Source organism: Corynebacterium sp. ACRPO (genome assembly GCF_022347205.1).
GTDB lineage: Bacteria > Actinomycetota > Actinomycetes > Mycobacteriales > Mycobacteriaceae > Corynebacterium.
In genome coordinates this window covers 35,790-48,402 of the sequence record NZ_JAKRNE010000015.1, presented here as the reverse complement: position 1 = coordinate 48,402, position 12,613 = coordinate 35,790, and the positions used below count along the sequence as shown (strand labels likewise).

Sequence of the window (12,613 nt, the reverse complement as noted above, 5' to 3'; positions counted from 1 at the left end):
ACACCTTATCTTGCTGCTTTGACCTAGAGTGGCAAGCATGAAAGATCTTTATCAACTAGTCAATGGACCCTGGCTGGAAAGCCACGTCATTCCCGATGATCGCGGCGTGGATGGCACCTTCCACGCGCTGCGCGATGAGGCGGAGGAACTCGTGCACGAGATCGTGGACAAGGACACCGGCCGCCCGGGCAAGCTCTATGCCTCCTTTATGGATACCGAGGGGGTCAACGCGGCCGGCATGGCTCCATTGGACGCGGATCTGGACCGCCTGAGCGCGGCCGGCCCAGAGGAACTGGCGCAGCGCCTGGGTGAACTTGAGCGCACCGGCGTCGGCTCCCCGGTGACCTTCTGGGTATCCAAGGACTCCGGTTCCGAGGACGCCATTGCTTATGTCATCCAATCCGGCCTGGGCCTGCCGGATGAGGCTTATTACCGCGAGGAAGCCCACGCGGAAACGCTGAGCGCTTATGAAAAGCACGTGGCCGAGATGCTGGAATTCCTCGACCCAGCCCGCCTCTTTGGCCTGGGCGCCGAGGTAGCCGCCCATCGCATCGTCGGCTTGGAAAAGGAGCTGGCCGCTGGCCATTGGGACGTGGTCTCCACCCGCGATGCGGTTAAGACCTATAACCCCTGCGAATTTAGCGAGTTGCCCACCATGACCCGTGCTCTGCTCTCCGGCGGCAACCTGCCAGAGCACCGCGTGGTCAATATGATGCCGTCCTACCTCGAGCACTTCGAGCGCCTCTTTACCACCGCGCGCATGGCCGATTGGCAGCTGTGGGCCACCTGGCACATCCTGCGCTCCCGCGCGGCTTTGTTGCCGGAGGAAGTAGGCGCGAAGAACTTCGAGTTCTATGGCACCAAGCTCTCCGGCGCTACCCAGCAGCGCGACCGCTGGAAGCGCGCCGTGGGCTTGGCCGAGTCCCTCGTTGGCGAAGAGATTGGCCAGGTATTTGTGGATAAGCACTTCCCGGCCTCTTCCAAGCGCGAGATGGATGAGCTGGTGGACTACCTCATCGCCGCCTACCGTGAGCGCATTTCCCAGCTGGAGTGGATGACGCCGGCCACCCGCGAGCGCGCGCTGGAAAAGCTATCCCAGTTCAAGGCCAAGATTGGCTTCCCGGATTCCTGGCGCGATTACTCCGGCCTCGAGGTCTCTGGCAAGGGCGCGGACCTGCTGGCCAATGCCCGCGCCGGCTCCGCCTTCTCCCATGACTTTGAGCTGGCCAAGATTGGTAAGCCGGCCGACCGCGATGAATGGGTGACCACCCCGCAGACGGTCAACGCCTTCTATAACCCGGTAGTCAATGACATCACCTTCCCGGCCGCCATCCTGCGCCCGCCGTTTTATAACCCGGATGCTGATGCCGCAGAAAACTTCGGCGCCATCGGTGCCGTCATCGGCCACGAAATTGGCCACGGCTTTGATGACCAGGGCTCGCAATTTGATGGCCAGGGCAATCTGAATTCCTGGTGGTCCGAGGAGGACCGCGCGGCCTTTGACAAGCTCACCGCCAAGTTGGTGGAGCAGTTCAACGGCCAGGTACCGACGGTGCTCAAGGAAGCCGGCATCGACTCCACCGGTGTCAACGGCAGCTTCACCCTGGGCGAGAATATCGGTGACTTGGGCGGTTTGGGTATCGCTGTGGTGGCTTTCAAGAACTACTGCGCCGATAAGGGCATTGACCTGCAGGGCAAGGAGGAGAAGTTCGAGGTAGACGGCGCCGAGCCGGAGTTGGCCGAGCACACCTATAACGGCCTGCAGCGCTTCTTCCTATCCTGGGCCCGCGTGTGGCGCACCGCCATCCGCCCGGAGATGGCTACCCAGTACCTGGCTATTGATCCGCACTCGCCGGCGGAGTTCCGCTGCAACCTCATCGCGGCCAATATTGCGGAGTTCTACGAGGCCTTTGACGTAGCGGAGGATTCCGCCATGTACATTGCGCCAGAGGACCGCGTCACCATCTGGTAGCCCTTTTTAGCCGGTAGGCGGTGCGCGTAGGCTCGGTGGCATGACTAACGCAGATGCTAACCAGGACCCGCACCGCCCGCTGGAGCCCGGCCAGGAATGGCACATCGGTGGCCAAGACCGCCAGATGGAGGAAAAGGAACAGCTCGAGCAGCTTGTTGCCTATATCGATGCCCACTATGACACCCCGGATTTTCGCCCGCCGTGGGCCGGGGGCGGCTCCCCTGAGGCGGACCAATATTGCGCGCTCTTGCCGGACCGAATCACCCACGCGGCAATGATGGTGCTCGGTACTGCGGTGGATCATGCGCTGCCAGGTACTGCGTACACGGAAGGCATTAGCGTAGAAGAGTCCGAGGTGGGTGCCATTTTCCGGCCCAGCACGCCCACCGGCCGGTGGGCGGTGTCGCTGCATTCGGGCGGCTGGTGGCGCGGCGATGGCCAAGCGCTGGAGATGCAGTGGCGCCCCGAGGTAGCCGCCGCCGCGCAGCTATCCGGCACCACCATTATCGACGTGGATTATCCGCTTGCCCCCGAGCACACCGTGGCGGAGATGGTCACTGCCGTGCAGCAAGCCATCGACTATGCCCGCGCGCAGGGTGCTTCTAGCGTTACTACCTGGGGTTATTCCTCCGGCGGGGCGCTGGCGGCGCTGGCGCCTGCCGACGCCCTCCTGCTCACCTTCCCCGACTTCGGTGCCCTGGCAAATCTGCCGGAGGACCTGCGCGCCGGATACGGCATCCCAGCGGACCTATCTGAGCTTGGTCCGCACACTTTCGTGCAGACCGCCACCGAGGATGAGATTGCCGCGCGTGTTTCCGTGCCCGGTGCCGCCGCGCGCGATTATGTTTCCACCCACCGCGTGTCCACCCCGGCGGTGGCGCGGCAGCGCGTGCGGGATGCGGCGGCGTTTCTGGCAGGCGAGCTAGAAAAATAAGAGGTTCCTGGCGGTTCTATACTAAAAGGGAACTAGTTTCAACAAGGGTGCGACTAGTTTCGCATGACTATATCCACCCATGGCGCGCTATCGCGCCTGCATAAATTCGCCGGCGTTATCATCGCGCCCTTCCTCATAGTCGCAGCGTTAAGCGGCTTTCTCTACGCCTTGGCGCCCACCTTTGAACCGTGGATTTACCACGATGAGGTAACCGCCACGGCGCCAGGCAACCCGCGCAGCCTAGACGAGCAGATTGCCGCCGCCCAGCGCGAACACCCAGATGGGCACGTGGTTCAGGTCGAGCCTTCCGAGGATCCGCAGGAAACCACCCGCGTGCTATTCGTAGACCCCAGCGCACCTAACGCCAGTTACACCCACGCCGTCTTTGTGGATCCGGTGGATCTGCATATCACCGGCGAACTACAACAATATGGCGGATCCCGCGCGCTGCCCTTCCGTACGTGGGCCTCCAATGGCCACCGCACCCTGTGGCTGGGCGAGCCTGGCCGCCTCTATGCCGAACTTGCGGCCTCGTGGCTCGGTGCGCTGAGCATCCTTGGCCTTTACCTGTGGCTTAAGCGTAAGCAGAAGAATAGAAAGCGGCTTTCCAAGCCGCTGACGTTGCATGCCCGCGTGGGCGCTTGGTTGCTGCCAGGCTTTCTCTTCCTGACCGTCACCGGCCTGACGTGGTCGCTGGTGGCGGGTACCGCGATTGGTAAGGTGCGCGAGGAACTGAATTGGAAGGAACCGTCCGTGGCAACCTCCGTTGCGGAAGTGGGCGCTAGCACTGAGACGGGGGAGCATTCCGGCCACGCTGGTCACAAGGGACATGCGGGCCATGCGGGACACGAGGGCGCTGCGAAACTTGTCGGGGCCCAAACCGCATTGTCGGCAGCACGCAGCCAAGGATTGACCGGGGTTCTGGAAATGACCCCACCGGAAAAGCCAGGCGATGCGTGGGGCGTGCGCGAGGCTCGTGCGGCCTTTAAGCTGCGCAGTGATGCCGTAGCAGTGACCCCGAACGGGGAGATCATCGACCGCATCAATTCCGCCGACTGGCCGCTTGCCGCACAGCTAACCTCGTGGCTCATCCAGCTGCACATGGGGACGCTCTTCGGTATCTATAGCCAGATCGCCTTGGCGGCGCTGGCCTTGGGATTGCTCGTGGTGAGTATCGCGGGTCTGCGGATGTGGTGGATAAAGCCGCGCCGCGGCCTGCCCGAGCTAAAAATTACCCCCGCCGTGCTGGCGGGGGTGATGGCCTATTCGATCATCGCGCCGCTCTTTGGCGCCTCGCTTGTGATCTTTTTCCTAGGCGATTGGGTTGTGCGGCGGTTGCGCGCCCCGCAGCGGGGCCGAGGCGCTGCCGCAGGTGAGACTATTCCTCGCCCTCGGGGCGAATCTTCATCTCGGAGTCTTTCCACAGACCGGAGCGGGTAACGTCCTCATAATCGATCTCGGCGGGGACTGGGGCATTGCCCTGTGAATCGGTACGCAGCTCGTACTTTTCAATGGCACCCCAATCGCGGGCCCAGTCATTATTGAGGTAGCTCGGGATCTCGTAGGAGTAGTTGACCGCCTCCGCGGTGGACATGGCGCCACCGCCGGAGAAGGACTGGAAATCCGTCAGCGAGGTCTGTGCCGAGGAATCCGGCAGGATGCGGTACTGCGGGATTTCGGTAACGCCGGCGAAGTGGTCAAAGGTGCGCTGGCACGGGAACTGTAGGGCTACGGCCCAGTCCAGCAGCGCCGGGGTGTCCTTGGAGAACTGGTTATTGATGGTATCCAGCTCCGGCACGCGCGGCGGGGTAAAGGCCAGCCAATCTTCCTCATCGGTGGAATCATCCGTGGCTACCAGGCGCACCACGTTGGCGTCCTGCGGCAGCTTATCCAGCGGCAGGCGCAGGTTGCGCCACTTCGGCGTGGCGCCGACGGCGGAGAGTTCTTCCTCGCCGGTATTGGTGACCTTGCCGGAGTCATCGATGGTGCCGTACTCGAGGCTAAGCTCCATGCCTTCCTGCTCCACCCCGTTGACATCGTGGTGGTAGATATTGCCGGCTGCGGATACGGCCAGCACGGGAGCATTGTCCTTGGCCTCTGGCAGGTTGTACCACTTGGTGGTTACCTCAGAGGTGGAGTCTTGCTCCTCCGAATAGGAGCCAAGTACCGGGACCTTGGTGTAATCCAGGTTGAACGGCAGGTGCATGGTGGAACCATTGACGCCCTGGGTGCCGCGCACGCCGCCCTCAGAAGTATTGGTGGTTTCCTTGGACTTCTTGTCCTTTTTGGCTTGCTTATTCTTCGTCTCCTGGGAATCGGCGGAATCGCTGTTGCCGCCGGATTCGGTATCCGCACCCGAGGTAGCGGTCTCCGCGCTATCGGAGGATGAGTCGCTGGAGCCATCCGCGATGGCACCTACGGAGGCGGAGTTTTGGTTTTCCGGCTCGATGGATTCGGGGATGAAGTTCGGGTCGAAACCGGTGTGGGTTTCGTCCTCATCCACCAGGGAATCGCCCAAGTCGCCGTCTACCGGGGTCAGGAAGGAGTCATTGGTATTGGTCTCCACCATGGTCTGATCCGCCAGCGCGCAGGTATTGCCGCGCAGGGAAGCCAAGTTGCCCTTGCCCACGGAGTAGGAATCCGCCTGGGAGACGGTGGCCTTGGCAAAGGAAGCACAAGAAAGGGCTACCACGATGGCGCAGGCCAGGGCGATGGGCGCGGACATGATGCCGGCCGAACGTGAGACCTTGGCGGCGGCATTCTTCTCAAACTCTGCGAGTGCTCCCGCCTCTTCCGCCTGGGACTTGCGGTAGCTATGGCGCAGGGACTGCACCACGCCGATGGCGAAGATGATGAGGGCGATGGCGAGCAGCACCTTATTGGCCTCGATGGCCTTGAGCTGCACCGTGCGATCCCACCACGGAATGCCAAAGGAGGATACGTACCACCAGGCGTTCCAGCCGGCGAAGGAGATGGCGAGCAAGAAGACCACCGCGGCGATGGAGAAGGTGCGAGCGCGCGGCGAACGCAGCGCAAACTGAGAGAGCACCACGGCACCGAGGGCGGCGATGACACCGGCCACGCCGGCGTAGATGCCAAAGTGGTGGGTCCACTTGGTGGGGGTGAACATGAGGAAGAACATGGACAGCGCCACGATGATGAGCAGGCGCTGGGTCGGGCCGACGGCAGCACCAACGACGCGGCGGTCCTTGATAAAGGCCGCCACGATGAGCACCAGGCAGAAGAGCATGGTGAAGACCGCGAAGCGGCGGGTCAGCGAGCCATCCACGGATTCCTGGAAGAGGGTGGAGTAGCGCGCGTACTCGGCGTACCACGGCAGGGAGGGGCCGACCTCGGAGCGCACGCGAGTGGATTCCAGCACGGTAGAGAGTGTTTGGTCGCCAAAGGCGGCGACCATGATGGCGGTGCCAGCGCTCAGGAACGGCGCGATGAGGGAAAGCCAGCCCAAGGCGCCACCGCCCATGGACGGCACGCGCTCGGCCATGGCACGGAAGAGGTGCGGCAGGCTGACGAGGAATACGCCCACGGCAAAAAGGCCGGTGGGGCCGGCGGCCAGTGTGATGGTTGCGGCGATGGTGCCCACGGCCGCCGGAAGCAGGCGGCGGGTGGCAATGGCGCGCTCGAAGGAAGCCCAGGTAAACATCACACCGAGCGCCACGATGGGCTCTGGGCGAGTGCCGTTGTTATACGGCAGCCAGAAGGCCAAGAACATCAGCGCTGCGGTCCAGTGGGCGACCCGGCGGCCGTCGACAAGCTGGCCAAAGCGCGGCAGCATCTCGCGGGAAAGGATAAACCAGATGATGAGCCCGGAAATCAGGCCCGGCAGGCGCACGAAGACCGAGGCGGTAGAAATCTGGGAGAGTACGGCAACCAGGTCGTAATAGGGGGAGCCAAAGGGCGCCTCCGGCACGCCGTACCAGCGGTAGTAATTGGCCATATAAGTCGCGTGATCGAAGACGCGGCTCATGGAGAAGATGAAGCCATCATCGGAGGTATTGGCGCCGAGGATGTACCAGAATCCCAAAATGGTGGCGACCACGCCATCGAGCGGGCGCACCTTCTTCCACGTCTCGGGCATGAAGCCGAAGCGGCGGCCGTCGAGGCGGTCGATGCGCCACAGGCAGAACAGGGACACGACCACCATGGCGATGCCCAGCCACATGGCAATGGTCTTGAGCAACGTCGGGGACGAGGTAAAGCGGGAGTTGATATCGACGTGGACATTGAGGCCGTCGTCAAGCAGGGCTTGCACGTCAGCCTTATCGTCGATTTCGGTATAGACGCCGGTGACCTGCGGGCGCAGATCCTCCTCGGTGGTCTTTTCATGCTCGCCCACGCTCACGGAGGTGCCATCGCCCGAAGCGGAAATGTCAATCTTGGCGTCCTTGGGGAGCTTGGCTACCTCTTTGGCGTTGAGGGTAAGCAGCACCTCATCCAAGGACACAACGGACAGGCCCTCGTCATTCGCGCGGACGAAAAGGCCGCGGTTGGAGGCCTTCTTGGACTCCGGCGGGACGGTGCCGTAGACCATGGACTGGCCCTCGCGCAGTTCATCGACTGCGGAGATGGGGATGGTGGCCTTCAGGTCCTCTGGGGCGACGGAAATGAGCGGCGCGTTGATGGACTGCACGGAATCATGCTGTGGCCAATCATAAGAGGACTGGGTTTGGGTCACCGGCAGTAGCGGGGTCGCTACAAAACACAGGAAACCAATCAGCCCGGCAATGATTGCGGTCCACCGCAGGCCCGCGGGGGCGGCGGTGAAGCGGGAGCCGGCAGCGGCAGGTCGCGCTTGGGTGGTATTCGTAGTGAGGCTATCTGACACGGCGATTAGTTTACGTCAGATAACCCCCTCGGCCCGCGGGCACACCCTGCCGCGGGCGGGAAGTGTGGGTGAACTTACTTGGTGCGAACGGCTGTTACAAAGGGGCCGGTTTGCTGCAACTTCCAGCCCTTATCAAAAACGTCGGCATTGAAGAAGACCGCGCGGTAGCGAATATTCGGCTGGTTGGGATAGATATCCTCTGCCAGGTGGAACTTGAAGCCATCGTCCTTATTCTCCAGGTCGCCGCGGAACATCATGACATCCGGGCCGCGCCAGGCGGCAGAATCCAAGGCTTTGCGGAACTCCTCCGGCTGCATATCCCAGGAGTCATTGGCCCAGGTCTCAATCTGTTCATTGCGGGTGCTGAACTCGCCCAAGGGATTGGCGTAGTGGCTGGTAAAGGCGTTAAAGCCCCAGTAGGGGTAATAAGACATGAAGGTCTTTTCATCCGTGAGCACCACCGTTTCATCCGGCGTATAGCCCTGGTCCTGGATGAAGTTGTGGATATCCAGGTAGTAGTGGGCGGAATCGCTGGTGAAGCGGTCCGCGCGTTCGCCGTAGCCATCGGTATCGCTATAGGCGTGATCGATGGCGTCCTCGTTGGCCTCTGGGATCTGCTGCGCATAGAAGACGCCGGCCAGGGCCAAGATGATGCCAAAGACCGCGGTGATCTGCTTATTGGTGGTGTGGGAGAACCGCGCCGGGTAGAGGCGGTGCACGCCGAGTAGACGAATCTCTGCCAGGGCTAGGATGCCGGCGGTGGCAAAGAGGAGCACCACGATCACCTCGAGGCGGAAGCTGAGCAGCGTGGTGCCGGCCAGGGTTGCCACCATAGACACCACGGTCCACAGGTAGGTGCCAAGGAGGGAGATGCCCAGCGCGCGTACCTCCACGTCATTGAGGCGGATGACGATGTAAATAAGCCCCATGAGGCAGAGGAAGCCCACAATGCTGAAAGACAAGAAAGGCACTGGAATTTGCGTGCCTTCCTCCGGCAGGTAGTGCTGCGCGGTGGTTTGCAGTGGCGCCGGTGAGTGCATGACCGCCCATAGGTAGGGCCCCCAGGCGATAAGCGCGATGGCAATGGAGCCTACCGCCATGATCACCAGGCGCAGGATGGGGCGCCACGTATGCTCATAGAGCGCGGTAAACAGCGCGATGAGACTGACTACTGTAAGTGCGGCCGCACCGGTGAAAAGGGTATAGAACGTAGCGGAAATGCCCAGGTAGAGCGTTACTCCCAGGGTGGCCAGCCAGGAGCCGCGGAAGGCGCGGGCGCTAAGTACCGCAACGGCGGGCAGCCCCATGGCAATGACCGCGGAATAGGGCTCCTCGGCCGCGATGGTGAGTGTAATCGCGGTGGTCACCAGGGCGATGGCGGTGGCGACCGGCAGGGAACTGGTCAGGCGCTGCCAGATGGGCACCAAAATACAACCGGCCACGGCAATGGAGATGAGCGCCCAGGGCTGGTAGACCTCCCAGCCCGGAATTCCCATGAGCGCACCCAAGCGGCCACCCAACCAGAACCAGCCAATCGGATAGAAGGACGGCATGTCCTGGTAGTTCATGTCCGCATAGCCCATCTCATCCACCGAACGGGTGAGGAACTGGGTGCGGAACGCCTGATCCACCTGTACGCCATCGAGCCACAAGCGGGAGGCGGACAGCGGCAGGCCCACGGCGGCCAGGGTCAACAGGGCCGGGGAGAGGTAGGTGACCGCGTAGGTCAGCCAGGCTCGCCAGCGCGGCCGGGTAAAGGAATCCTTGTAGTGGTCATAGAGCCACCACACGCACAGCCCGCCGGCCAAGGCCAGCGTGAGCACCACACCCACCGTGGCCAGCGCGCGGGTGACCATGGAGGTATTAAAGGACGGCAGCGAGACCGTCTTGAAGGCAAACCAGCCCAGCAGCGTTACCACGCCACCGGCCAGGGCGGCCAGCACAATACCCAGCAAGGTCGCGCGAGGGGTCAGCGCATCGGCGCGGTAGGCCTCGGTGCGGTTATCCTCGCTCACGGGCGTTGACTGGGCGGGTACAGCGGTGCTTGTCATGCCCATTAGTTTCGCATACCCAAGCCCCCCAGCCCAGATTTGGCGCGGGCAGGTGAGCACTTGCTTGCCGACGTCCCCCTGATACACCACCGCCCCCGTCACTTCCCTCGCCGCGGGTGTGCGGCGAGGCGAAAGAGCGGGGGCGGGGCGGAGGCGAGCCGGCCGGCTGGCGCCAGCGCGGAAAGCTGAGGCGTTTTAGAACGGCAGCTTGCGGAAGATGGCCTGCGGGATGAACTTGAATGCCAAAGACACGTACTCAAATAGCGGGTGCACGAAGATGGATTGCTTGCCATCGAGCACGGCCTTGACGGTGGCCTCGGCAACGTCGGAGACGTTGACGGTCAGTGGGGCGTCGCCAGCCTCGGCGGACATCTTGGTGCGCACCTGGCCCGGGCGGACAACCAGCACGTTGGCTCCGGTGCCACGCAGGGCCTCGCCCAAGTTGATGTAGAAGCCGTCCACGCCGGCCTTGGAAGCGCCGTAGACAAAGTTGGAACGGCGCACGCGCATGCCTGCTACGGAGGACATAGCGATGATGGTGCCGTGGCCTTGGTGCTTGAACTTCTCACCCAAGAGCACGCCTACGGACACCGGTGCGGTGTAGTTGGTCTGTGCGGAGGCGACGGCCTTGTCGTGGTTTTGCCACAGCTCTTCCTGGTCACCCAGGGTGCCGAAGGCAACGATGGCTACGTCGACGTCGCCGCGGGCCCAGGCCTTATTAATAACGTCCGGGTGGGAGTCGAAGTCGGTGGCATCGAAGTCCAAGACCTCTACGTCAGCGCCGCGGGATTCTAGGTCAGCCTTGGCCTGCGCGATGCGCGGGGACTCCGGGCGGGCGGCCAGGGTGACCTTGGCCGGGCCGCGCTGCAGGAACTCGGAGACGACGCCGAGGCCGATCTCAGAGGTGCCGCCCAGAAGCAGGATGTGTTGTGCTTGGCCTACTGCATTAAGCATGGTCAGTAAATCTCCTTAAAGGTGTTATTTCCAGTGATTAGTGCAGCTCGAGGCGGCGGGACATATCGGAGGCAAAGACGCCGGTCGGGTCGATCTCGTTGCGGGTCTTCAGCCAGCCTTCCATGCCCGGGTACATCTTGTGGAAGTTCTCCGCGGAGGTACGGGATTCCTTGGCCAGGTAGAGGCGGCCGCCGAATTCCATCACGCGGCGGTCCAGGTCATCCAGGAACTTGCCCAGGCCCGGACGAATGGGGAAGTCCACGCAGACATTCCAGCCCGGCATCGGGTAGGACAGCGGCGCGCGGTTGCCTTCACCGAAGAGTTTGAACACGTTGAGGGCGGAGTAGTGGCCGGAGCGCTGCATATCGCGGATGATCTCCTTGAACGGCTCCACGGCCTCGGTCGGTACCACGAACTGGTACTGCAGGAAGCCCTTGGAACCGTAGCCGCGGTTCCACTCGCCGATGAGATCCAGCGGCTGGTAGAACTGCGTCAGGTTCTTGACCTGGTTCTTCGCCGGTGCGCCCATGGTGTAGTACGCCAAGCCCACGGCGGAGAGGGAGAGCTTATTCATGGTCCAGGATGGGAAGATATCCGGCACCGTCATTAGCTGCGGCGCATTGAACTTCAGTGGGTCCTTGGCCAGCTTCGGGGCGAGCTCTTCCAGCTGTGCCAGGGTGGCCAGCGAGCCGCGGGAAATGGTGGAGCGGCCCAGCTTTGGTTCTGGTGAGATGACATCGAACCAGGCGGAAGAATAGGTGTAGTTGTGCTCGGAACCATCGGAGTGGAAGGCGATGGTCTCATCCAAGTTATCGGTGCGGTCCGTATCCGCGATGAAGTAGGCGGTTTCCGTCTTGGTCATGCGGATGGTGGCGCGCAGGATGATGCCGGTCAGGCCCATACCGCCGACGGTGGCCCAGAAGAGGTCGCCGCTCGGGTCATCCTCGGATCCCTCCGGGGTCAGGTGCAGCACGCGTCCATCGGCTACGAGCAGCTCCATGGAGACCACGTGGTTACCAAAGGAACCGGCGGAGTGGTGGTTCTTGCCGTGAATATCCGGGCCGATAGCACCACCGATGGTGACCTGGCGGGTGCCCGGTAGAACCGGAACCCACAGGCCATATGGCAGGGCGGCCTTCATCAGCTGATCCAAGGTGACGCCGCCATCGACGTCCACCAGAGCGGACTCCGGGTCGATGGAGTGGATCTTATTGAGCTTTTGCATGTCGATGACCAGGCCACCGCCATTTTGGGCGGGGTCACCGTAGGAGCGGCCCATACCGCGGGCGATGACGCCACGGCGCAGGTGGGCGGGCTTATCCGAGTTATCTTCTGCAACCTGGGCCACGGCCTTCTTAATGACGTCCACGTCTTCGGTGGCGAGAACGTGGGCGGTCGTCGGGGCGGTGCGGCCCCAGCCGTGCAGGGACTTTTCAGTGGTATGTAATTCCATCTCTTACTCTTTGCTCGACGGATTTATGTCGCTTCTCTAGCCTACCTAGCTCACACGAGGGTGGTTGGAGTGAACCGAGTGATATTCGGTACAAAACGGACGTTTGTACTGCCCGAATGTGCCCGTTTACAGATCCATGAGTGTGCGGATCTCCTCCGGCAGCTCCTCCTGGGATTCAATAATCGGTCCATCATACTCCCGCAAAAGTTCATAGACGCGAGCCCGTGAGGAGGAATCCAGCATGGGCAATTCCTCTGCCATCAGGCGAGTCATGAAAGGGCTCAACGGCACATCGGTATGCTCCGTGGCCTCGAAGTGGCCGTTGCGCTTATCGTCCTCCGCGCGCACATCCTGTGCCGCCTGTTGCGCCGGCGTCATATGCTCTGTCTTTTCCGAGTACATG

At 62.4% G+C, this 12,613-nt stretch carries 8 protein-coding genes; 3 read left to right on the top strand and 5 right to left on the bottom strand.

Features of this window, described 5'->3' with window-relative positions:
* The first annotated feature begins 37 nt into the window (after positions 1-37).
* From MHY22_RS09750 to MHY22_RS09740, 3 genes are all read left to right on the top strand, one after another.
* Positions 38-1,972, top strand: a complete 1,935-nt coding sequence (locus MHY22_RS09750) for a M13 family metallopeptidase (RefSeq protein ID WP_239279100.1) — start codon at positions 38-40, stop codon at positions 1,970-1,972.
* 40 nt (positions 1,973-2,012) lie between these two features.
* Positions 2,013-2,906, top strand: a complete 894-nt coding sequence (locus tag MHY22_RS09745) for an alpha/beta hydrolase (protein ID WP_239279099.1) — start codon at positions 2,013-2,015, stop codon at positions 2,904-2,906.
* Between the two features lie 63 nt (positions 2,907-2,969).
* The gene (locus MHY22_RS09740; protein WP_239279098.1) at positions 2,970-4,346 is read left to right on the top strand and encodes a PepSY domain-containing protein; all 1,377 of its coding nucleotides are present in this window, start codon (positions 2,970-2,972) and stop codon (positions 4,344-4,346) included.
* Here the strand turns inward: MHY22_RS09740 and MHY22_RS09735 are convergent.
* The 5 genes from MHY22_RS09735 to MHY22_RS09715 form a co-directional block, all read right to left on the bottom strand.
* A complete protein-coding gene (locus MHY22_RS09735) occupies positions 4,285-7,752 on the bottom strand; it encodes an arabinosyltransferase domain-containing protein (protein ID WP_239279097.1) in 3,468 nt (1,155 codons plus the stop codon). The two genes, MHY22_RS09740 and MHY22_RS09735, sit on opposite strands and share 62 nt — an antisense overlap.
* 74 nt (positions 7,753-7,826) lie before the next feature.
* On the bottom strand, positions 7,827-9,803 hold the full coding sequence (locus tag MHY22_RS09730) for a galactan 5-O-arabinofuranosyltransferase (protein ID WP_239279096.1): 1,977 nt from the start codon (positions 9,801-9,803) through the stop codon (positions 7,827-7,829).
* A 195-nt stretch (positions 9,804-9,998) separates the two neighbouring features.
* Positions 9,999-10,757 (bottom strand): decaprenylphospho-beta-D-erythro-pentofuranosid-2-ulose 2-reductase, encoded by a 759-nt coding sequence (locus MHY22_RS09725; protein WP_239279095.1) that lies wholly within the window; start codon positions 10,755-10,757, stop codon positions 9,999-10,001.
* A 37-nt stretch (positions 10,758-10,794) separates the two neighbouring features.
* Positions 10,795-12,210, bottom strand: a complete 1,416-nt coding sequence (locus MHY22_RS09720; protein WP_239279094.1) for an FAD-binding oxidoreductase — start codon at positions 12,208-12,210, stop codon at positions 10,795-10,797.
* Between the two features lie 126 nt (positions 12,211-12,336).
* Entirely contained in the window at positions 12,337-12,612 is a 276-nt protein-coding gene (locus tag MHY22_RS09715; protein ID WP_198492349.1) for a hypothetical protein, read from the bottom strand.
* Between the last annotated feature and the right edge of the window lies 1 nt (position 12,613).

Coding starts and splice junctions, on each gene's coding strand:
- MHY22_RS09720 (WP_239279094.1), bottom strand. CDS start 12,210: ATGGAATTACATACCACTGAAAAGTCCCTGCACGGCTGGGGCCGCACC.
- MHY22_RS09740 (WP_239279098.1), top strand. CDS start 2,970: ATGACTATATCCACCCATGGCGCGCTATCGCGCCTGCATAAATTCGCC.
- MHY22_RS09745 (WP_239279099.1), top strand. CDS start 2,013: ATGACTAACGCAGATGCTAACCAGGACCCGCACCGCCCGCTGGAGCCC.
- MHY22_RS09725 (WP_239279095.1), bottom strand. CDS start 10,757: ATGCTTAATGCAGTAGGCCAAGCACAACACATCCTGCTTCTGGGCGGC.
- MHY22_RS09730 (WP_239279096.1), bottom strand. CDS start 9,803: ATGACAAGCACCGCTGTACCCGCCCAGTCAACGCCCGTGAGCGAGGAT.
- MHY22_RS09750 (WP_239279100.1), top strand. CDS start 38: ATGAAAGATCTTTATCAACTAGTCAATGGACCCTGGCTGGAAAGCCAC.
- MHY22_RS09715 (WP_198492349.1), bottom strand. CDS start 12,612: ATGTACTCGGAAAAGACAGAGCATATGACGCCGGCGCAACAGGCGGCA.